General features: G+C 63.6%; 21 protein-coding genes. 10 read left to right on the forward strand and 11 right to left on the reverse strand.

The window, feature by feature from the left end; translation table 11 throughout:
- Positions 1–49 precede the first annotated feature (49 nt).
- A complete protein-coding gene (locus tag BMX27_RS11035; protein WP_090159877.1) occupies positions 50–1,756 on the reverse strand; it encodes an acyl-CoA dehydrogenase in 1,707 nt (568 codons plus the stop codon).
- A gap of 92 nt (positions 1,757–1,848) precedes the next feature.
- On the opposite strand from BMX27_RS11035, the gene BMX27_RS11040 reads away from it, so the two are divergent.
- On the forward strand, positions 1,849–2,814 hold the full coding sequence (locus tag BMX27_RS11040) for an L-threonylcarbamoyladenylate synthase (RefSeq protein ID WP_090159878.1): 966 nt from the start codon (positions 1,849–1,851) through the stop codon (positions 2,812–2,814).
- Positions 2,815–2,981: 167 nt separating this feature from the next.
- Positions 2,982–4,082 (forward strand): DcaP family trimeric outer membrane transporter, encoded by a 1,101-nt coding sequence (locus BMX27_RS11045; protein ID WP_090159879.1) that lies wholly within the window; start codon positions 2,982–2,984, stop codon positions 4,080–4,082.
- A gap of 80 nt (positions 4,083–4,162) precedes the next feature.
- On the opposite strand, the gene BMX27_RS11050 is transcribed toward BMX27_RS11045, so the two are convergent.
- Positions 4,163–4,837, reverse strand: a complete 675-nt coding sequence (locus BMX27_RS11050) for a type 1 glutamine amidotransferase domain-containing protein (protein WP_090159880.1) — start codon at positions 4,835–4,837, stop codon at positions 4,163–4,165.
- 248 nt (positions 4,838–5,085) lie between these two features.
- Here BMX27_RS11050 and BMX27_RS11055 point away from each other — a divergent pair, with 248 nt between their 5' ends.
- Positions 5,086–7,011 (forward strand): PhoX family protein, encoded by a 1,926-nt coding sequence (locus BMX27_RS11055; protein WP_090159881.1) that lies wholly within the window; start codon positions 5,086–5,088, stop codon positions 7,009–7,011.
- Between the two features lie 130 nt (positions 7,012–7,141).
- On the opposite strand, the gene BMX27_RS11060 is transcribed toward BMX27_RS11055, so the two are convergent.
- From BMX27_RS11060 to ubiA, 4 genes are all read right to left on the reverse strand, one after another.
- Positions 7,142–7,657: an outer membrane beta-barrel protein gene (locus BMX27_RS11060; protein ID WP_090159882.1), complete on the reverse strand. Its 516-nt coding sequence runs from the start codon at positions 7,655–7,657 to the stop codon at positions 7,142–7,144.
- A gap of 207 nt (positions 7,658–7,864) precedes the next feature.
- Positions 7,865–8,179, reverse strand: coding sequence for a hypothetical protein (locus BMX27_RS11065; protein ID WP_056035239.1), 315 nt, complete (start codon positions 8,177–8,179; stop codon positions 7,865–7,867).
- Positions 8,180–8,194: 15 nt separating this feature from the next.
- On the reverse strand, positions 8,195–10,075 hold the full coding sequence (locus BMX27_RS11070) for an OmpA family protein (protein WP_090159883.1): 1,881 nt from the start codon (positions 10,073–10,075) through the stop codon (positions 8,195–8,197).
- Between the two features lie 62 nt (positions 10,076–10,137).
- Complete coding sequence (gene ubiA / locus BMX27_RS11075; protein ID WP_090159884.1) at positions 10,138–11,097, reverse strand: 4-hydroxybenzoate octaprenyltransferase; 960 nt, start codon at positions 11,095–11,097, stop codon at positions 10,138–10,140.
- 12 nt (positions 11,098–11,109) lie between these two features.
- Between ubiA and BMX27_RS11080 the strand changes: the two genes are divergently transcribed.
- From BMX27_RS11080 to BMX27_RS11100, 5 genes are all read left to right on the forward strand, one after another.
- Entirely contained in the window at positions 11,110–11,826 is a 717-nt protein-coding gene (locus tag BMX27_RS11080) for a 16S rRNA (uracil(1498)-N(3))-methyltransferase (protein WP_090159885.1), read from the forward strand.
- Positions 11,827–11,938: 112 nt separating this feature from the next.
- A complete protein-coding gene (locus tag BMX27_RS11085) occupies positions 11,939–12,757 on the forward strand; it encodes a GNAT family N-acetyltransferase (RefSeq protein WP_256212486.1) in 819 nt (272 codons plus the stop codon).
- Positions 12,741–13,256 (forward strand): hypothetical protein, encoded by a 516-nt coding sequence (locus tag BMX27_RS11090; protein ID WP_090159887.1) that lies wholly within the window; start codon positions 12,741–12,743, stop codon positions 13,254–13,256. Before BMX27_RS11085 ends, BMX27_RS11090 begins: the two co-directional genes overlap by 17 nt.
- 58 nt (positions 13,257–13,314) lie before the next feature.
- Positions 13,315–14,685, forward strand: a complete 1,371-nt coding sequence (locus tag BMX27_RS11095; protein ID WP_090159888.1) for a glutamate--cysteine ligase — start codon at positions 13,315–13,317, stop codon at positions 14,683–14,685.
- A 101-nt stretch (positions 14,686–14,786) separates the two neighbouring features.
- On the forward strand, positions 14,787–15,005 hold the full coding sequence (locus BMX27_RS11100) for a hypothetical protein (RefSeq protein ID WP_056035223.1): 219 nt from the start codon (positions 14,787–14,789) through the stop codon (positions 15,003–15,005).
- Positions 15,006–15,050: 45 nt separating this feature from the next.
- On the opposite strand, the gene plsY is transcribed toward BMX27_RS11100, so the two are convergent.
- The 5 genes from plsY to BMX27_RS11120 all read right to left on the reverse strand — a co-directional run bounded on the left by plsY (position 15,051) and on the right by BMX27_RS11120 (position 18,782).
- Entirely contained in the window at positions 15,051–15,659 is a 609-nt protein-coding gene (gene plsY / locus BMX27_RS11105; RefSeq protein WP_090159889.1) for a glycerol-3-phosphate 1-O-acyltransferase PlsY, read from the reverse strand.
- Positions 15,652–16,932 carry a dihydroorotase gene (gene pyrC / locus BMX27_RS11110; protein WP_090159890.1) on the reverse strand — a complete coding sequence of 427 codons (1,281 nt, stop codon included), beginning with the start codon at positions 16,930–16,932 and terminating at the stop codon, positions 15,652–15,654. Before pyrC ends, plsY begins: the two co-directional genes overlap by 8 nt.
- Positions 16,933–17,020: 88 nt before the next feature.
- Complete coding sequence (locus BMX27_RS11115) at positions 17,021–17,542, reverse strand: hypothetical protein (protein WP_090159891.1); 522 nt, start codon at positions 17,540–17,542, stop codon at positions 17,021–17,023.
- 76 nt (positions 17,543–17,618) lie between these two features.
- Positions 17,619–17,786 (reverse strand): hypothetical protein, encoded by a 168-nt coding sequence (locus tag BMX27_RS16870; RefSeq protein ID WP_177172698.1) that lies wholly within the window; start codon positions 17,784–17,786, stop codon positions 17,619–17,621.
- 54 nt (positions 17,787–17,840) lie between these two features.
- Complete coding sequence (locus tag BMX27_RS11120; RefSeq protein WP_090159892.1) at positions 17,841–18,782, reverse strand: aspartate carbamoyltransferase catalytic subunit; 942 nt, start codon at positions 18,780–18,782, stop codon at positions 17,841–17,843.
- Between the two features lie 154 nt (positions 18,783–18,936).
- Here BMX27_RS11120 and BMX27_RS11125 point away from each other — a divergent pair, with 154 nt between their 5' ends.
- Together BMX27_RS11125 and moaB are read left to right on the forward strand one after the other, a co-directional pair.
- Positions 18,937–19,725, forward strand: a complete 789-nt coding sequence (locus tag BMX27_RS11125) for a uracil-DNA glycosylase (protein WP_090160017.1) — start codon at positions 18,937–18,939, stop codon at positions 19,723–19,725.
- Positions 19,722–20,264 (forward strand): molybdenum cofactor biosynthesis protein B, encoded by a 543-nt coding sequence (gene moaB, locus BMX27_RS11130; RefSeq protein ID WP_090159893.1) that lies wholly within the window; start codon positions 19,722–19,724, stop codon positions 20,262–20,264. Before BMX27_RS11125 ends, moaB begins: the two co-directional genes overlap by 4 nt.

Here is a 20,264-nt window from a genome sequence, read left to right on the forward strand (position 1 = left end):
TGTGGCAGGCTTTGCGGCGGGTCGCAAAGGCAACCCGCCGTCATGCGGGTCAAGCGACGGCCAGATCCTCGGGTGTGACGGCCATCAGGTCCGAGGCACCGGTGCGCACATGGGCCAGCAGTCCCGTTACCTCTGGCAGCAGGCGGGTGATGTAGAACCTTGCCAGACGCTGACGCGCGGGGTCGTCCTGCATTGCGGCCCGCAGGTGGGCATGGGCCCCCAGCACGCGGGCAAAGGCGGATTGATACGGCACGGCCCCCGCAAAACGGTCCTGCATATCGGTCCGCGAGACCAGCCAATCCGTCGCCTCTGACATATCGGCGGCGGCCTGCCAGACGGCCTCTGCCAGATCGGGAAAGGTGCCCTTGGCCGCATCGGCACCGGACTGGATTTCGTCCAGCAGGGCCTGTGCGGCCTCGCCGCCGTCCATCATCTTGCGCCCCACGAGGTCCATCGCCTGAATGCCGTTGGTGCCTTCGTAGATGGCGGTGACGCGCACGTCGCGGACGTATTGCGCGGCACCCGTTTCCTCGATCACGCCCATGCCGCCGTGGACCTGAATCCCCATCGAGGCGACCTTGATGCCCGTATCCGACCCGAACGATTTTGCAATCGGCGTCAGCAGGGCCGCGCGGGCGCGGTGGGTGGCGTCACCCGTTGCGGTCGTCATGTCGAGGGCCACAGCGCACATCGCGGAAATCGACCGCGCGGCAAAGACCTCGGACTTCATTTCGGCCAGCATCCGGCGCACGTCGGCATGTTCGACGATGGTGCCGGTGCCACCGACGCGGCCCTGTTTGCGGTCCAGCGCATAGGCCAGCGCGTGCTGATAGGCACCCTCGGCCGCACCGATGCCCTGGGTGCTGACGCCGACGCGGGCGTTGTTCATCATGGTGAACATCGCGGCCATGCCGCCGTTTTCGGGGCCGACCATCCAGCCGGTCGCACCGGAATATTCCATCACGGCAGTGGGCGAGCCATGCAGGCCCATTTTATGTTCCAACGACACGACGCGTAGGTCGTTCTGTTTACCGGGGTTGCCGTCGGCATCGGGGATGTATTTCGGGACAAGGAACAGGCTGATCCCCTTGGTGCCCGGCACGCTGTCGGGCAGGCGGGCCAGCACAAGGTGGCAGACATTCTGGGTGAAATCATTGTCCCCCCAGCTGATGTAAATTTTCTGTCCCGTGATCGCGTAGGTGCCGTCGCCGTTGGGTTCGGCCTTGGTTGACAGGGCACCGACGTCGGACCCGGCCTGCGGTTCGGTCAGGTTCATGGTGCCGGACCATTCGCCACTGATGAGTTTGGGCAGGTACAGATCCTTGATCGCGTCGGATGCGTGGTGTTCCAGCGCCTCGATCTGGCCTTGGGCCATCAGCGGCTTGAGCTGCAAGGACAGGCACGCGCCCGACATCAGGTCGTTGACGGCGATCGACAGGGCAAAGGGCAGGCCCATGCCGCCGTAGGCTTCGGAGGCGCTCATGCCGATCCAGCCGCCCTCGGCGATGGCCTTGTAGCCGTCGGCATAGCCCGGCGAGGTGCGCACCACACCGTTTTCCAGACGCGCGGGGTGCAGATCACCGGCGCGTTGCAGCGGGGCAAGGATGTCGTCGCACATCTTGGCGGCCTCTGACAGGATTGCACTGGTGACATCGGGTGTCGCCTCGGCAAAGCGGTCGGTCGCGGTGACCTCGGCAAAGCCCGCAACGTGATCGAGGATGAACTGGTAGTCGGCGGCGGGTGCGCGATATGGCATCAGATTACGGCCTCTTTGCTAATCGGTCACGCTTGGCAGCGGCCAACGTGATCGGTATGTCGGTGCGAACTTTGCCCGAAGGTAGCCAAAGCATGCAACCGCGCAACGCAAACGCCACGTCAGAACACCTGCGACCGGATGCAGCAGGTCTGTCGCGGGCGGCTGCGCTGCTGACCCAAGGGGCCTGCGTCGCCTTTCCGACCGAGACCGTCTACGGGCTGGGCGCGGATGCACGCAATGCCGATGCTGTTGCGGGGATCTATGCCGCCAAGGGGCGGCCCAGTTTCAATCCGTTGATCGTCCATGTCGCCAGTCTGGCCGATGCCGCCGGCTTGATTGACCTCGGTGCAGATGGGCAGGTTCTGGCGCAGGCGTTCTGGCCGGGGGCGTTGACGCTGGTCGGGCGGATGCGGGCGGATGCCGGTATTTCGTCACTGGTGACGGCCGGACTGGATACGCTGGCGGTGCGGGTGCCCGATCATCCCGTGGCGCAGGGGGTATTGCGTGCCTTTGGCGGGCCGGTGGCGGCACCGTCTGCCAATCCATCGGGCCGGATTTCACCGACGACGGCAGCGCATGTGCTGGCAGGACTCGCCGGGCGGATCGCGGCGGTCGTGGACGGTGGGGCCTGCGGCGTGGGGCTGGAGTCAACGATTGTCAGCGTGGCGGAAACACCGCGCTTGTTGCGCGCCGGTGGTGTGCCGACAGAGGCGATCGAGGCGGCGCTGGGCCGTGCGCTGGCTGCTGGGGAAGATGACGCAGCAGCACCGACAGCACCCGGGCAATTAGCCAGCCATTATGCGCCGCGTGGCCGGGTGCGGCTGAACGCGGTGCAGGCCTTGCCGGGGGAGACCCTGTTGGGGTTCGGGGCGATCGCGGGCGATCTGACCCTATCCGCAAGCGGCGATTTGCAAGAGGCCGCTGCGCGATTGTTCGACTGCCTGCACCGTCTGGACGCGATGGAGGCCAGCGCGATCGCCGTGGCACCGGTGCCGGACCACGGGCTGGGTCGCGCAATCAATGATCGGCTCAAGCGCGCGGCGGCCCCGCGCGACTGAACCGGGCAGGGCTGGCCGCAGACGCTCTGGCCTGCGGTTTGGGGCTGACCACCATTCATGTGTGTTTGATATCAATATCTTAGATCTTGGTTCCTCGACCTCACATGATCGTGGTCTAGGTGTTACTGCACACCCAAAATTGCAAATAAGAGATGGAGACGACGGCTATGAAGACCAGACTGATCATTGCACTTGCGTCGGTCGGTGCGACCGCCGCCCACGCAGAGGCCCATACTGACCGCGTTGCCGCACTCGAGGCACGAGTCGCCGAACTGGAGGCAGCACCGCGTACGGCCCCCCTGAGTTTCGGAAGCGGGATGGAACTTGACCTCTATGGCTACATCAAGGCCGACTTCATCTATGATTTTGGGTACGAGTTGGGGAACACCACCTTTGGGCTGAACGCCATCGGCGCGGCCAGCGAAGAAGGCGATTTCTTTAACGCGACGGCACGTCAGACCCGGTTGGGTTTCCGCACCACGACCCAGACCCCGATGGGCGAGCTGGGCACACAGGTCGAAGGTGATTTCTACGGCGAGGGTGAAACCTTTCGTTTGCGCCATGCGACAGCAACGCTGGGCGGTATTCGGGTCGGCAAGTACTGGACGACCTTCATGCCGCTCTCGTCCTATCCGGCGACACTGGACTTCCAGGGCCTCGCCGCGATCCCCTTCGCCCGTCAGACCCAGTTGCGCTATACGGCGGAGTTTGGTGGAAATTTCGTGGCAGAGGCCGCGATCGAAGAATCGAACGGTGACAGCGACAGCCCGGTATTCATCGCGGCACTGGCCTATGACACGGACCCGCTGCTGTTGCGTGCCTCTGTCCTGACCGGCGAAATCAATGACGGCGCGGGCGGCGAGGTCGATACCTACGGCGTCAACCTGTCCGGGACGGCGACCTTTGGGAACACGACGATTGATGCCGCCTATACCATCGGCGAGGGTATCAATTCTTATATGGTTTTCCTGGGCGAGGATCTGGATTCCAACGGTGATGCCATCGAAATGCAGGCCGCCTACATTTCACTCACGCAGGCCGTCGGAGACAAGCTGACGCTGCGGGCGATGTATGGTGTGCGTGAAAACGATACGGGTGCGACGGCTGACAGCACCGAAAAGCTGGAAACGATCCACGTGAATGCGAACTATGACATCGTGGAAAATACCAGCGTCGGGATCGAGTATTTCTACGGCTCGCGCGAGACCTTTGGTGGCCAGTCCTATGATGTGGACCGGGTGCAGGCGTCCGTCACCTATACGTTCTGATCCATGAAACGGCTGGCGGCCCGCAGGCCGCCAGCCGCATATCCGAGAGCCAGGGCGCGAATGCGCCCCGGCTTTTTCATTCAGACCAGTTTGAGCAGTTCCTTGGCGGCTTCTTCAGACGAAGCCGGGTTCTGACCCGTGACCAGTTTGCCGTCGGTCACAACAAAGGACGCCCAATCGTCAGCCTTTTCATAGTGACCGCCGTTCGCCTTGAGCATGTCCTCGACCAGAAACGGCACCACATCGGTCAGGCCCACGGCCTCTTCTTCGGTGTTGGTGAAACCCGTCACCTTGCGACCCGAGACCAGCGGCTTGCCGTCGGCGCCCTTGGTGTTCTGGAACACGGCGGGGGCGTGGCAGACGGCACCCAGCGGGCGGTCTGACGCAACAACGGTTTCGATCAGCTTGATGCTGTCGGCATCCTGGCTCAGATCCCACAACGGCCCGTGGCCGCCCGGGTAGAAGACGGCGTCGTATCCGCTGGCGTCGATCGTGGACAGCACATGCGTGTTGGCCAGAACCTTTTGCGCGTCGTCGTCCTTTTTGAACCGGTCGGTCGCGGGGGTCTGCGCATCCTCGGTATCCGAACCGGGGTCCAGCGGCGGCTGGCCACCCTTGGGCGATGCCAGCGTGATGTCGGCACCGGCGTCCTTGAACACGTAGTAGGGTGCTGCAAATTCCTCGAGCCAGAAGCCGGTTTTCTTGCCGGTGTCGCCCAGTTGATCGTGCGAGGTCAGAACCATCAGAATTTTCATGGAGTATCCTTTCTAGGAAACAAATGCACAAAGCCGCGGACGGTTGCCGCGGCATTCACTGTCCCAATGCGCAGCCATTGGCGAATGTTCCACCAATGGGCGATAACGTTGCGGTATCGCAGGCACTGGTCGCATCCGTGGCACTCACCCGTGCCATGACATTCATCTGTTACGTGCATTCCCTAGCGTCAGAATCACACCTCGCGTTCAGGCGAGGGAGATGGTTTTCAGCAAAGACAGGACGGGACATGGATCAGATCAATTACGACGAGCTGTCATTCGACGACGAAGACGAGCTGAAATTTCCGCGCGACGAAGTTCAGGATTTTGACCGCGTGGTCGAACGTGCAATTTCACGTCGCGGTTTTCTGGGTGGCGTGCTGGCGTTCGGATCCGGTGCAGCCGTGATGGGCACCGGGCTACTGAACGGCACTTCTGCGATGGCGCAGCAGGCGTCGCGCTTTGCCTTTGATCAGCTGGCCCCGCAGACCGATGGCACGGTGCATGTGCCCGCCGGCTACACATGGGACGTTCTGGTGCGCTGGGGTGATGCCCTGTTCAGCGACGCGCCCGCATTCGACCCCGCAACCGGTATTCCAACCGAAGGGTCTGACCGCGTGTTCGGCGAAAATACCGACGGCATGGAGTTGTTCCACAAGGGTGGCACCGAACTGCTGGTCGTGAATTCCGAATATGTGAACGGCGGCATCAACCTGCCTGCCGAACAAGAGGGTCAGCCTGCCTCTGCCGATGACGTGATCCGACTTCAGAATTTCCAGGGCGTGACCGTGATGGAAGTGACCGAAGGCGATGACGGCTGGCAGGTCGTGGTCGACAGCCCCTACAACCGCCGCATCCACCACCGCACCCCGATGGCGATCGACGGACCCGCCGCAGGTCATGACCTGCTCAAGACGGCGGCCGATCCGACCGGCACGCAATCGCTGGGCACGTTCAACAACTGTGGTTCGGGTCGCACCCCCTGGGGCACCTATCTGACCTGCGAAGAAAACTTCAACGGCTACTTTGGCACCACCGCAGAGCTGTCGCTGGACGAGGTCCATGCCAACGGGTTCGAACGCTACGGCGTGTCGACCGAGGTCGATCCCGGTCGCTACAACTATCACGGTTTCGACGCGCGTTTCGATCTGTCGCAGAATCCGAACGAGCCGCATCGCGCGGGCTATGTCGTGGAAATCGACCCCTGGAACCCAAATGCGACGCCGGTGAAACATACCGCACTGGGCCGTTTCAAACACGAAAACGCCGCCTATGCGCTGGCACCCGATGGTCGGGTCGTCGTGTACATGGGTGACGACGAGCGTGGCGAATACATGTACAAATGGGTCAGCCGCGACGTCTATGTTCCCGGTGGCGATACCTCGACCCTGCTGAGCGAGGGTCAGCTGCATGTGGCCAAGTTCAATAACGACGGCACCGGTATCTGGCTGGCGCTGACGACAGAGGACACCGGCATGTCCGAGGCCAAGATCGCAATTTTTACCCGTATGGCGGGCACTGCGGTCAGTGCCACCACGATGGACCGGCCCGAGTGGATCGCCGTCAACCCCACCGCGATCGAAGGCTATTGCTGCCTGACCAACAATTCGCGCCGCGGTGCCACCGACGACGCGGGTGCGATCCACATCAATGCCGCCGGGGAACCGATGACCGTGAACGCGCCCAACCCGCGCGAGGTCAACAACTATGGTCAGATCGTGCGCTGGCGTCCGCATGGCGACGACCATGCCGCATCCACCTTTGACTGGGATCTGTACGTGATGGCGGGCAACCCGTCGGTTCACACCGAAGGCCCCTATGCCGGAACGGCCAACATCAACGCCGGGAACATGTTCAATTCGCCCGACGGGATGATGTTCGACACGACGGGCATGATGTGGATCCAGACCGACGGCGACGACGACAACGAGGGCGACTTTGCCGGCATGGGTAACAACCAGATGCTGGTGGGTGATCCGGTGACGGGCGAGATCCGCCGGTTCCTGACCGGCCCCAAGGGGTCCGAGGTCACGGGCCTGACATGGTCGGCAGACAAGCGGTCGATGTTCGTCGGTGTCCAGCATCCGGGCGGCAATTTCCCGGACGGCGAAGGATCGCTGCCCCGGTCTGCCATCGTTGTGGTCAAGCGTGATGACGGCGCGCTGGTCGGCTGACGACACAAATAGCCCGGCACGGTGACCGTGCCGGGTGAGCCCCGATGAAATGATGACCGCAGCCCCGAGGGGCCGCGGTCTTTTGTCGAGCAGGGGTCTGCCGGAACGTCTCGTTCCCGGCAGGCGTCAATCAGAAGTTGAAGCCGACGCGGACCTTGAAAGTGGTCACACCTACTTCGAGGACGTCATCGTCGAATTCATGCTGCAGGATTTCAGCACCCACATGGTAGGAATCGCCAAAGGGCATGTCGTAGGCCACACCGTAGAGGTAACCACGGCCATCATCGAGCTGATCGGATGTGGCGAGGATGAAACCGCCGACACCATAGGCGACACCCGGTCCCACGGGCACACCGACACGTGCCTTGAGGCGGGTCGCGTAGTCGACGGTCGCACCGGCTGCGGGGACTTCGTACTGGTTGGAATCAAAGTCGAATTCACCGCCGTAGATGACCCCGTTCGCGGCAAAGTTATAGCCTGCGTAGATACCCACAGAGGGGCCGTCTCCATCAAGAGCGCCTGAATTGACGTCGATGTCGGACCCACCGGCGGCGATGCCGAAATAGGCCCCCGTTACGTCCTGTGCCGTAACGGCGGCAGGCAATCCGGCAATCATTGCACCGATCAGAAGTGGTTTGAGGTTCATGTCATTCTCCCTGTTGTTGTCGACCACGTTCTGGTCGCTTGGACACACGGGAAAACAGGCCGCAGGGTTTCATTTGAAACGCATAAATTCAGGCAGTCAAAGCGCTTGTTTTTCAGGGGTTTTGCAATGCTGCGGCACCTGGCCGCAGTCAGCACCGCTGCATCGGCCCAAATGACGCAAAGCCGGGTGTGGTTGCGGGGGCTGCGCCTAGCCGCGCAGCTGGCTGCGCAGTTCTTCGGCCTCGCGGCGGGCGTCGCGCAGGCCGTCCATGGCGGCGCGCAGTTCGGCCTCGGTCTGGGACAGCTGGTTGGTGATTTCAGCTTCGCGCTGTTGCAGGTAGGTGATCGCCTGATCGCGGGTTTCCTCGGCCTCGTGCAGGGCCTGGGCCATGCGGTCCAGTTCACCGATTTCGGCCTTGGTCACGCGGGTGGCACGGGTGACCAGCCAGTTGGCAAACCACCCAAGCGCAAATGCGATGAACAGAATGATGGCGGTTGCGACGATGAATTCAATGCGGTTCAAGTGGGCTTCCTGCGATTACTGGTCGGCGTCGGTGGCGTCGGCGTCCTGTTCCATCTGTTCGAGCGTCGAGGGTTCTTCGACGGTGGATTCGGGTTGGATCAGCGAAAATTCGATCCGTCGATTCGCCTCGCGGCCATCGGCGGTGTCGTTATCGGCAATCGGGTTGGCTTCGCCAAGACCCTCGGCGACGAAAGATCCGATCGGCACGCGCCGCAGCCGCAGTGCGTCCAACACGGCCTCGGCGCGCTGTTGTGACAACTGCTGGTTCATCTCTTCGCCGCCCTGGCTGTCGGTATAGCCTGTGATCCGCAATTCGATATCCAGACAGTTTTGCAGGATTTCGGCGATGTCATCCATGATGTCCTGCGATGGCCCGGTCAGCGATGCGGAACCGGGGTCGAACAGGATCTTGCGGTTCTCGGTCACCACGGCGATCTGGGCGATGCATTCGTCCGGCGTGGGCAGGCCCGCAACGGGGTCCAGCGCCTCGACGTAGGTGATGTCCAGATCGGCCTCTGCGGTGGGGCCCAGTTTGTCGATCAGCAGCGTCGTGATGGTTGCAGCCGCGTTTGCGTTGCCGGTGTTGCCCGACACACGCACTGTTTCGGGCGTGACGGTCACCGCGCCATTGGTCAGCTGTGCCAGAGATTCCAGACCTGCCAGAACGCGCACGGACCAATCCGCTGGCAAACCTTCGGTGATGCGGGTGCCCATCGTGACATTCGCGGCACCGAATTTGGCAGCGGCGTAGTTTTCAGCGGTCACGTTCGCCAGATCGTTCTCGATCCGGCCACGCAGTTGCACGGCACCCTCCGGGCTGCGTGTCGCGCTGAATGTCGGCGGACCTTCGACGGTGACCTCGGCCGGGCGTGGCAAATCGGTGGTCAGCTCGAACACGTCGGGCAGGGCGTTTTCCAGCTCTCCTGCAGCGCGTTCAAATGCGGCCTGGTCCGTGGTCTCGAGCCCTTGCAGCGTGACGGCCGTGTCGGACAGGGTGACGGTGCCGCCGTCAAGATCGGTCAGTGCGGCAATGGCCGTGACCACCGCATCGCCCCATTGCGAGGTCGGCGCGCCCAGTGCCTGCACGCAAGGCGAGTTGGCGTCAAAGCCCAAGGCGCTGGCCGCAGCGATGATCCGGTCCTCGGATTCGACGCTGTCGGCAGCACAGGCATCAAATCGGGTGCCGTCCGCATCCTTGGTGAACCGCACGGTATAGGGTGAAATGACCGGGCGCGGTGCAGTGATGGTCACGGTACGGGCGACAGTCTGCGGCGCATTTCGCGCCAGTGCGGATTCCAGTCGCGCCTTTTCGGTCGCGCTGTCGGCGATGGCCTTGATCTCGACTCGTTCCGCAGTGACCGAGATTTTTGAACGCGGCAGCAGGTCCAGGGCCAGCAGGGCATAGTTCATCGCGGCACGCCACTCGGGCGGGACCGGATAATTTGCCGTTTCCAGAAAATCGGTGACATCCGCGCCATCGGCGATCCGTTCGATCCGTGCGGTCAGGGCCTCGCGGTCCGAGGCTGTGGGGATCAGGCCGATCAGCGACACGCCCTGATCGTTGCGCAGGATTTCCACCGCAAAGTCTGGTGCGGCCATCGCGTCGGAATCGGTCACCGTCATGTTGTCGATGACACGGCTGGCATCCACGACACGTCCGGCGGATGACATTGCGCGAAACCGTGCTGCCTCTGACGGGGCGTTGCCCTCGATGATGACCTGAAGTCCGTCACCGATGACCGACGCCCAGGGCATTTCCGCGTCGACCAGATTTTCTTGGACCGACATCACCGAGACGTCCTCGACCACGGCGACCGTGGCGCGGGCTGCCAGAACGCAGACCCCCGCGGCAAGAACGAAGACACCGGCGCGCAGAAAGATGTGGGATAGCCGCATGTGGCCAGAATCCTGTCTGTTGTCGTATCGACGGGTTTAGGCGCTGACTGTCATGGGCGCAATCAAAGCAGCAGGGCGACGGCGAAAAACGGCAAGGGCAGCAGGCCAGCGTCCCGGTTCGATCGGAACAGACGCAGCAGGCCCGCGTCATCTGACGCATCGAACCGGGCCAGTTGCCAGGCCAGATGCCAGCCCATGGCCCAGGGGCCGCCGATGGCCACGACCAGAACGAGGAACGATTGCTGCGCCACAGCGCCCAGGGTTGCGAACAGCACGCCGATCACGGTTGCGACCAGAAAACCGCGTAACCACGCGGGGGTGCGGTCGCCGAACAGGCGGGCGGTGGATTTCACCCCGATCAGGGCGTCGTCCTCGGCGTCCTGGTGGGCATAGATCGTGTCGTAGAACAGGGTCCATGCGATCCCCGCGACATAGAGCACCACGGCCGGCCAATGCAGTGCGCCCGCATGCGCCGTCCAAAGCAGCAGCGCGCCCCAGTTGAACGCAAGGCCCAGAAACACCTGCGGCCACCAGGTGAAACGCTTGGCAAAGGGGTAGATGGCGACCGGCACCAATGACGCCAGCCCCACGAGAATGGCGATCGGTGGAAACGTCAGCAGGATGGCGAATGACACCAGGGCCTGTGCGATCATCCAGGCCAGCGCGCCCTTGACCGATACCTGCCCCGACGGGATCGGCCGTGACCGCGTGCGCGCCACGCTGCCGTCGATATGGCGGTCGGTGATGTCGTTCCAGGTGCAGCCCGCACCGCGCATCAGCGCCGCACCGATGGCGCTGGCGGTGAACAGCCAGACATCGAACCGCGTGAAACTGTCAGTGTAGAGGCTGGCGAGAAGAATGGCCCACCAGCAGGGCAACAGCAGCAGCCATGTCCCGATGGGCCGGTCGAAACGGGACAGCCGCAGGTAGGGACGCCACGCCTGTGGTGCGCGGGTATCGACCCAGTTGCCAGCAGAATCGGCGACGGCTTCAGCCTCTGGCGTTGTCGACGGCTGGGTCATATGTATCCACCTATGGCGTCCAAAGTTCGACTGTATGTAGATCACCCCCTGTCCAAAGGGCAACCGGTCCCGCTGGACCGCGCGCAGGCCAATTACCTGTTCGCGGTCATGCGATTGGAGCCGGGTGCCGTGCTGAGCCTGATCAACGGGCGCGACGGGGAATGGGATGCGCAGGTGTCCCAGGGCAACAAGCGCGGCGGCGTGCTGACCTGTCTGGAGCAGACACAGGCGATGCGACTGCCGCCGGACCTGTGGCTGGTTTTCGCCCCGATCAAGAAGGCGCGCACCGATTTCATGGTCGAGAAAGCGGTCGAACTGGGGGTGGCGCGGCTGGTGCCGGTACAGACCGATTTCACGAACGAACGCATGCGCGCGGACAAATTGCAGTCCCATGCGGTCGAGGCCGCAGAGCAATGCGGCGGTCTGTTTGTGCCGCCCGTCGATGATCAGGTGAAACTGGACACGCTTCTGGGCGGCTGGGATGACAGGCAGATTTTGTTCTGTGACGAAGAGCTCGTCGGTGAGGCGCTGGACCTGACGTCGCTGACCGCTGGGGCCTGGGCGATCTTTATCGGACCTGAGGGTGGTTTTTCCGCGCGTGAACGGGACCTGCTGCGGGCGATGTCACAGGCCCATGCCATAAGCCTCGGCCCGCGCATCCTGCGGGCCGATACCGCGGCAGTCGCGGCCCTGACGCTGTGGCAATCTACGCTGGGCGACTGGACATGAGGGGTGTCCGAATTTTCACGAAAATTCGGGTGGGGGCGCTGCCCCCGGTGCGGTGCACCTCCCCCGGGGATATTTTTGACCAGAAGAATGGCGAGGTGGCACCTTGCGCCGCGTGACGCCCGATGCGGTGGGGGCGATCACTGGCGTCATGGCTGCGCGCGCGCATCTGGCGATGTTTCCGTTGTCCAACCTCGCCCGGTTCGGACTGGACGGGGTGGATGATCTGGCGATGTCGCTGTGGTGGGACGGGGCATCCGTGGTCGGTGTGACGCGGTCAGGCATGGTGTTGCCCTTTGGCGATCCGGCGGCGGCAGCCATCGTGGATCGTGATCTGGTCGGTGTGATCGGCGAACGACGGGTGGCGCGCGCGCTGCTGGCGGCGGCAGGTCTATCGGGCGTTGCTGCGACGCTTGACCGGGATGTGCCACAGTTCTTGCTGGATCTCGCGTCGCTGGTCGTGCCGCCGGGGCCGGGTCAGATTGTGCCGTTAGCGGAAGTGGATCAGACGCGACTGACGGGTTGGATCGCGGCCTACACCGTCGAGGCCCTGAACGTTGACCCGGTCCGTGCGCAGGCACAGGCCGAGATCAGCATCAACAGGTATATCGCGGCACGGTCGCACCATGTGCTGTGTGTGGATGATTCACCTGTCGCGTTGACCGGCGTAAACGCCAAAGTCGCGGACATGGTGCAGGTCGGTGGCGTCTACGTGCCGCCAGCGCTGCGCGGCCGGGGCCATGCGCGGCGCGCCGTGGCGATGGACCTTGCCCGCCTGCGCGACGGCGGCGTGCGACGGGCGACGCTGTTTGCCTCTGGTCCTGCCGCCGTGCGGGCCTACCGGAGCATCGGATTTACAGTCGTCGGGGATTGGACCCTGTTTTTGTTTGACGGGCCGCAACGTGGAGGGCCGGGCCATGGCACAGTTCATTAGGCCGCAGGCCCGTGCTGCGCTCTGGCGCTGGCGTGAAGTGTTTCTGGCACTGGGGCTCTCTCTTTTGGGGCTGTGGTGGGCGCAGAGTTTCGGTGTGGTCCGCTGGTTGGGTTGGGCATTGGTTCTGATCGGGGCGGCGCTGGCCGTGGCGGGCGTGCAGCGTGCGCGGTTTCGTCAAGACGGGCAGGGGCCCGGCATTGTCGCACTGGACGAGGGGCGTTTGGTCTACATGGGGCCACTGACCGGTGGGGCCATGGATGTGGCTGACCTGATCCGGCTGGAACTTGAGCCGCAGGCATTGCCGGCCCCGCACTGGATCCTGACGGGCGCAGGTGGACAGCGGCTTGAAATCCCCGTGAATGCGGATGGGTCAGAGCAGTTGTTCGACGTCTTTGCCGCCCTGCCGGGGATCAAAACGCAGGCGATGCTGGATGTGCTGGCACGCACACCGGATGCGCGTGTTGTCGTTTGGCAGGCGCGCCGTCCTCTCTTGCATTGACGAAGGGTGTGGGTCACTCCAATTAGTGACCAAATTGTTCCAAGCGAAGGCGCCCGACATGTCTATTCCTCAATCCGGTAGCGGGCCCATCGAAAACCACAATCAACTCGCCGAGATGCTGGAAAAGGGCTGCAAGCCCAAGGACGCCTGGCGCATCGGGACCGAGCACGAGAAATTCGGCTATGACACGGCGACGCATATGCCGCTGCCCTACGACGGGGACTGCGGGATCAAGGCGATGCTGGAGGGCCTTGAGGGGCGCTTTGGCTGGGACCGTGTCGAAGAGGGCGGTCACATCATCGGCCTGACCAAGGATGGCGCGAACATCTCGCTTGAACCCGGCGGGCAGCTGGAACTGTCGGGCGCACCGCTGGAGACGATCCACCAGACCTGTGACGAGGTGAACGACCACCTTGCGCAGGTCAAGGAAATCGCGGACGAGATCGGAGCGGGATTCATCGGGCTTGGCGCGGCACCGGAATGGACGCACGCCCAGATGCCGCTGATGCCCAAGGGCCGCTACAAGCTGATGGACGCCTACATGGACAAGGTCGGCACCCACGGCAAACAGATGATGCGGCGGACCTGCACTGTGCAGGTGAACCTGGATTTCAGCACCGAGGCCGACATGGTGCAAAAGATGCGCACGGCTGTGGCGCTTCAGCCGGTTGCGACGGCACTGTTTGCCAATTCGCCGTTCTTCGAGGGGCAGCCGAACGGTCACAAATCCTGGCGCAGCCGGGTCTGGCGTGGGCTGGACGACAGCCGCACGGGCACCCTGCCATTCATCTTTGACGACGGTTTCGGGTTCGAGGCCTGGGTGCAGTGGGTGCTGGATGTACCGATGTATTTCGTCTACCGCGACGGCAAATATATCGACGCGCTGGGCCAGTCGTTCCGCGATTTTCTGCGCGGCGAACTGCCTGCGTTGCCGGGGGAAAAGCCGTTGTTGTCCGACTGGGCAGACCATTTGACAACTGTGTTCCCCGAGGCGCGGGTCAAGCAATTCATCGAGATGCGCGGTGCGGACGGCGGCCCTTGGCGACGCCTGTGTGCGCTGCCCGCGTTTTGGGTTGGCCTGATGTATGACCAGACGGCACTCGATGCCGCGTGGGACCTGTGCAAGGACTGGACCGCTGAACAGCGCGAGGCGCTGCGGGTTGCCGCATCTGTCGACGGGTTGCAGGCAAAAGTCGACGGGATCGACATGCACAGCCTTGCGCGCGAATGTGTGGCGATTGCAGAGGCGGGCCTGAAGGCACGCGCGCGCCCCGGCAGCGGCGGCTTGATCCCGGACGAGACCCATTTCCTCAACGCGCTCAAGGACAGCGTGGAAACAGGCATGGTTCCTGCTGACGAACTGTTGGCGCAATACCACGGGCCGTGGAACGAAAAGCTGGACCCGATTTACAGCGCCTACGCATATTGACGCAATTTCGCGCATGGCGCGGCTGACACAGCACGTCTGAAAACCAAAGTCAGCGGCGTCGGGCAGATGTTCGGCGCCGTTTTTTATGTCAGGGTCGGTGCATGATCTTTGGCTCATTCATCAGACGCGCGGCGTTTCCGGTCATCCTCGCGGGGCCGGTGTTCATCGGCTTGCCGCCGGGGGCCGGGATCGCGGCGGCGGGCGGTGCGTTGGTCGGACTTGCGCTGGTGTTGCCGCTGGCGATCGCGCTGCGGGTTTTGCCGTTGCGCAGCCTCTTTGGCTGGCCGTTGATGCTGTTGCGCGTCGTCTTGCGGCGATAGGGGCACGCGTGTGGCGCAGGGTATTCAGGCAGGGCTGGGCGCGATCTAGCCCTTTGACCCGATGCGCGGTTCGGTACCGTCGCGCAGGCGCGCGATGTTCGCGCGGTGCCGCCAGAAAATCAGTGCAGCGAGCACAAAGGCGAGGACAAGGAACTGTCCAGCACCCAGAGCCAGCAAAACCAGCGGCGTGACGGCAGCGGCCACAAGTGCTGCGAGGGACGAAATCTTGGCCAATTTGGCGGTGCCAGCCCAAACGGCGCAGGCGATGACACCCGCGATGGGCGCAAGGATGAGGATCAGGCCGAGGAATGTTGCCACACCCTTTCCGCCCTTGAACCTCAGCCAGACGGGATAGCAATGCCCGACAAAGGCCATCAGCGCAGCCAGCTGCACGGCGTCGGGACCTGCGAACGCGCGCGCGAGAATCACGGCGACGACGCCTTTGAGTGCGTCACCGATCAGGGTGATCGCGGCGGCCTTTTTATTGCCGGTGCGCAACACGTTGGTGGCCCCGATATTGCCGGACCCGATGTCGCGCAGATTGCCCAGACCCATCAGGCGGGCGGCGATCACGCCAGTGGGGATCGACCCCAGCAGATAGCCGATCACGGCCCAGAGGATCAGAACGCCGGTTGGGCTGACGAATTCAGGCATCGATGCCTCCGAATATGCGGGTGCCGTCGACCCATGTGCCCAGCACGCGGCCCTGCAGGCGCGCGCCGTCAAAAGGTGTGTTTTTCGATTTCGACAGCAGCGTGCTGCGGTCCAGCTGGAACGGCATATGTGGGTCGAACAGGATCAGGTCAGCGGGTGCGCCGATGCGCAGACGGCCTGCGGCCAGTCCCAGACGGCGCGCAGGGTTCAACGACATGGCGCGGAACAGGCGCGGCAGGCTGATCTGATCCTCGTGCACCAGGCGTAGGGCTGCGGGCAGCAGGGTTTCCAGACCAACGGCACCGGATGCGGCGTCCTCGAACGGCAGGCGTTTGGATTCCTCGTCCTGCGGGGTGTGCATGGAACTGATGATGTCGATCAGCCCCTCGGCCACTGCGGCGATCACGGCGCGGCGATCGTCCTCGGACCGTAGGGGTGGTTTGAGTTTGAAGAACGTCCGATAGTCGGCCACGTCGAGTTCGTTCAGCGTCAGGTGGTGGATGCTGACGCCTGCCGTGATGTCCAGACCGTTGCGTTTGGCCCGTTCCAGCGCGGGCAGGGCGCGGGCGGTGGTGATCTGGTCGGCGTGGTATTTCGCGCCGGTCATTTCCAGCAATGCGATATCGCGGTCCAGCGCCATGCGTTCGGCCATGGGCGACACGCCTGACAATCCCCGCAGCGAGGCGAATTTGCCCGCGGTAACAGAGGCCCCGTCCGACAGCACCGGATCCTGCACGTGACCGACGACAAGCGCATCGAGGCTGGCCGCATAGGTCAGGGCACGGGCATAGACCTTGGTATTCGTGACGACACGGTCGCAGTCGGAAAACGCGACCGCACCACCGTCCAGCAGCAGGCCGATTTCGGTCATTTCCTGGCCCATGCGGCCCTTGGTGAGGGCGGCCATGGGCAGGACGTGGACCTGCGCGTCAGCGGCAGCACGACGTGCGACGAATTCCAGTGTTTCCGGCGTGTCGATGGCGGGCAGGGTGTCGGGGCGGGTGACGATCGTGGTGACACCACCAGCCGCAGCCGCCCGTCCGGCAGAGCGAAAGGATTCCTTGTGACGTTCGCCCGGTTCCGAAACCTTGACCCCGATGTCGATGATGCCGGGGGCAAGGCAGGCACCGCCTGCGTCGATGACCTGCGCGTCCTTGGGGGCGGCACCGTCGATGGCGATGATCAGCCCGTCACGAATTGTCAGGCTGCCGGTTTCCTCTGTCAGGGCGACAGGATCGATCAGCGTTGCGTTGGTGAAATGGGTCAGGGTCATGCGGGCCGGTCCTGTCTGTTCGCCGCAGGTTTAGGGACCGGGATGGATAGGGTCAATCTTTGCTGGTGTCCGCAGATAGGTCCGTCCGTCAGCTGGCGACCCAGATCATCACCGCCACCAGCGCGAACAGCACCAGCAGCGCCAGCGTCGCAACACGGCCTGACATCGCGGCGTTGGACGGCGGACCCTTGCCCGGTGGGATCGCACCCGTGGCACCGGCGCTGGCAATCGGCGATACGGGCGGGCGCAAGCGCGCGGGTTCACCCAAGGTCGTGACATGGCGGACGCCGGGTGCAGGAACGAGTGTGACCTTTTGTCCCCATGATGCGCGTGACATCACCAGAATGACCGGACCCGATATATCGCGCAGCGCCGCGTCATCGGCCAGATCGGACGGCACGTCATAGCCCTGATGCAGGTAGTCCAGCAGCGACAGCCCGGCCAGGTTGCGGGTATCGACGACGTCCACGAAATCGAGGTTCAGCGCATCCGTTCCAAGTGCCTTTGCAATGGCGGCGGGGTCCGCCTCGAGCAGGGCGGGGTCGGCAGGCGGAGTGACCGCGAAAATGCGAATCTGGCCGTGGTCGTCGTCGGGAATTGTCAGTGTCATGGCTGCCTGCGTGTTGCGGTGGTCGAGGGCTAACCGCAGGGGGCGGCCCCGGTTCCGCCTTTGGCGTGGCGCGACATTATTTTTTGTCGCGGGCCGCGCGTTCCTCGCGCGTGGGTTTGTTGTTCCAGGTGTTGTTGCTCAGGCCCAGTTCGGCTGGCAGCGGTTTGGTTTTACCCTTGCTGACCTTGCCGCCCTTGTTCAAGAATTCCTGGATCAAAGCATCATCGGTGGTTTGTTTTGGCACATGTTTCATGGGGGTAGGCTAGACGCTTGGGCCCCCGGTGGCCAGCCCTGTGCGTCAGGCAGCCCGTGCGGCGCGCAGGTTCTGCGCCAGCAGGTCCATCGCGGCCATGCGCACGGCGACGCCCATTTCCACCTGCGTCTGGATCACGCTGCGGTTGATGTCGTCGGCAATCGTGCCGTCGATTTCCACACCACGGTTCATCGGGCCGGGGTGCATGACGATGGCATCGGGCTTGGCGTGGCTCAGTTTTTCCGCATCCAGCCCGTAGCGGTGGAAATATTCGCGTTCGGACGGAATAAAGCCACCGTCCATCCGTTCCTTTTGCAGGCGGAGCATCATCACCACGTCGACCCCCTCCAGGCCCTTGCGCATGTCGGTGAACACCTCGGCCCCGAAATCAGCTATGCCCGTGGGCATCAGCGTGGGCGGGGCAATCAGGCGGATTCGGTTTTCCATCTTGCCCAGCAGCATGATGTTGGACCGGGCGACGCGGCTGTGCGCGATATCGCCGCAAATCGCGATGGACAAACGGTGCAGCCGTCCCTTGGCCCTGCGGATCGTCAACGCGTCCAGCAGCGCCTGGGTGGGATGTTCGTGCCGTCCGTCACCTGCGTTCAGAACGGCGCAGTTCACCTTTTGCGCCAGCAGGTCCACCGCCCCCGAAGACGGGTGGCGCACCACCAGCAGGTCGGGATGCATGGCGTTCAGGGTCAGGGCCGTGTCGATCAGGGTTTCACCCTTTTTGACGCTGGAGGTCTGCATCGACATGTTCATCACGTCGGCGCCCAGCTTTTTCCCGGCCATCTCGAAACTGGCCTGCGTGCGGGTCGAGTTTTCAAAGAACATGTTGATCTGGGTCAGACCCGCCAGTCTGTCGCGCGGCGCGGTGCCGGCGCGGTTCGCCTCGGCGTAGGTGTCGGCAAGGTCGAGTAGCGTCGTGATCTCGGTCGGGTGAAGGTGTTCGATGCCAAGCAGGTGACGGGCGCGGAATGTCATCGGGATCCTCCGGGTGTGATGGCGGCGTTATAGTGCGGGCCGGGCAGGGGGGCCAGCCCCCGTCCGTGCCGGACTCCCCCGGGATATTTCGAAAACAGCGATTGCGCGGCTGGGGGTCTGCCCATTCGTCGGCAGGCGGCCTATGATCGCGCAGATGGAATCGGTGGATACATATTGGTCGGATCTGGCGCTGCTGGATTGGCAGGTCGAGCTGGGGGCTGTGGATGCCGTCGGCGACGTGCCGGTCGACCGCTATGCGCTGGAGGTGAAACCACCCAAGCGCCAGCCCGCACCGGCACCCAAGGGGCCACCACCGGTGGCAAGGGTCGCGGATCTGGACCCCGTCGCGCTGGCGCGAGATGCGGCAGAGGCCGCGGCGGATCTGCCGGCACTGGCCGCAGCGCAACAGGCGTTCGAGTTGTGCGAGCTGAAGCGGGGCGCGCGCAATTTTGTCTTTGCGGACGGACATGCGGGTGCACGGGTGATGATTGTCGGCGAGGCACCGGGACGGCACGAGGACCGCGAGGGGCGGCCCTTTGTCGGTGAGGCGGGCCAGCTGTTGGACCGGATGCTGGCGGCGATTGGACTGGATCGCGGGGCCACGGATGCAGACCGCGCTGTCTATATCACCAACGTGCTGCCGTGGCGGCCGCCGGGCAATGCCACGCCGGGGGCTGAAGATGTCGCGATGATGGTGCCGTTCCTGGAACGGCATATCGCGCTGGCGAACCCTGACCTGATTGTGCTGATGGGCAATACGCCCTGCGGTGCCTTGCTGGGGCGGCAGGGGATCACACGTTTGCGTGGGGCCTGGGCCGAGGTGCTGGGTCGTCCGGCCTTGCCCATGTTCCACCCCGCCTATCTGTTGCGCAACACGATCGCCAAGCGTGAGGCATGGGCCGATCTGCTTGCGCTGAAATCCAGACTGAAGGACCCTGCATGAGCCGCATCGACGAAACCCGCGATTTCATTCCCGTTCGGATTGCCGTGCTGACCGTCAGCGACACGCGCCGACCGCAGGATGATCGGTCCGGGGATACATTGGTGGAGAGACTGACCCAAGCGGGGCACATGTTGGTTGCACGAACCATTCTGCGGGATGACCGGGCCGCGATTGCAGATCAGTTGCGCGACTGGTGCGCCGATGCGGGTATTGATGTCATCATTTCCACCGGGGGGACCGGACTGACCGGGCGCGATGTCACGGTCGAGGCACATCGCGACGTCTATGAAAAGGAAATCGACGCCTTTGGCACGGTGTTCACCCATGTCAGCATGGCCAAGATCGGAACATCGGCCGTGCAGTCGCGCGCCACTGGGGGCGTGGCGCAGGGCACCTATCTGTTCGCCTTGCCCGGCTCGCCCGGTGCGTGCCGCGATGCCTGGGATGAAATTCTGTGCAAACAGCTGGATTACCGTCACCGGCCCTGCAATTTCGTGGAAATCATGCCTCGGTTGGACGAACATCAACGGCGCAAGTGA

The organism is Loktanella sp. DSM 29012 (assembly GCF_900110705.1).
Classification (GTDB): Bacteria; Pseudomonadota; Alphaproteobacteria; order Rhodobacterales; family Rhodobacteraceae; genus Loktanella; species Loktanella gaetbuli.

Coding starts and splice junctions, on each gene's coding strand:
- BMX27_RS11060 (WP_090159882.1), bottom strand. CDS start 7,657: ATGAACCTCAAACCACTTCTGATCGGTGCAATGATTGCCGGATTGCCT.
- BMX27_RS11040 (WP_090159878.1), top strand. CDS start 1,849: ATGCAACCGCGCAACGCAAACGCCACGTCAGAACACCTGCGACCGGAT.
- pyrC (WP_090159890.1), bottom strand. CDS start 16,932: ATGACCCTGACCCATTTCACCAACGCAACGCTGATCGATCCTGTCGCC.
- BMX27_RS11100 (WP_056035223.1), top strand. CDS start 14,787: ATGATCTTTGGCTCATTCATCAGACGCGCGGCGTTTCCGGTCATCCTC.
- BMX27_RS11035 (WP_090159877.1), bottom strand. CDS start 1,756: ATGCCATATCGCGCACCCGCCGCCGACTACCAGTTCATCCTCGATCAC.
- BMX27_RS11090 (WP_090159887.1), top strand. CDS start 12,741: ATGGCACAGTTCATTAGGCCGCAGGCCCGTGCTGCGCTCTGGCGCTGG.
- BMX27_RS11095 (WP_090159888.1), top strand. CDS start 13,315: ATGTCTATTCCTCAATCCGGTAGCGGGCCCATCGAAAACCACAATCAA.
- BMX27_RS11120 (WP_090159892.1), bottom strand. CDS start 18,782: ATGACATTCCGCGCCCGTCACCTGCTTGGCATCGAACACCTTCACCCG.
- BMX27_RS11050 (WP_090159880.1), bottom strand. CDS start 4,837: ATGAAAATTCTGATGGTTCTGACCTCGCACGATCAACTGGGCGACACC.
- BMX27_RS11080 (WP_090159885.1), top strand. CDS start 11,110: ATGGCGTCCAAAGTTCGACTGTATGTAGATCACCCCCTGTCCAAAGGG.
- BMX27_RS11045 (WP_090159879.1), top strand. CDS start 2,982: ATGAAGACCAGACTGATCATTGCACTTGCGTCGGTCGGTGCGACCGCC.
- BMX27_RS11055 (WP_090159881.1), top strand. CDS start 5,086: ATGGATCAGATCAATTACGACGAGCTGTCATTCGACGACGAAGACGAG.
- moaB (WP_090159893.1), top strand. CDS start 19,722: ATGAGCCGCATCGACGAAACCCGCGATTTCATTCCCGTTCGGATTGCC.
- ubiA (WP_090159884.1), bottom strand. CDS start 11,097: ATGACCCAGCCGTCGACAACGCCAGAGGCTGAAGCCGTCGCCGATTCT.
- BMX27_RS11070 (WP_090159883.1), bottom strand. CDS start 10,075: ATGCGGCTATCCCACATCTTTCTGCGCGCCGGTGTCTTCGTTCTTGCC.
- plsY (WP_090159889.1), bottom strand. CDS start 15,659: ATGCCTGAATTCGTCAGCCCAACCGGCGTTCTGATCCTCTGGGCCGTG.
- BMX27_RS11125 (WP_090160017.1), top strand. CDS start 18,937: ATGGAATCGGTGGATACATATTGGTCGGATCTGGCGCTGCTGGATTGG.
- BMX27_RS11115 (WP_090159891.1), bottom strand. CDS start 17,542: ATGACACTGACAATTCCCGACGACGACCACGGCCAGATTCGCATTTTC.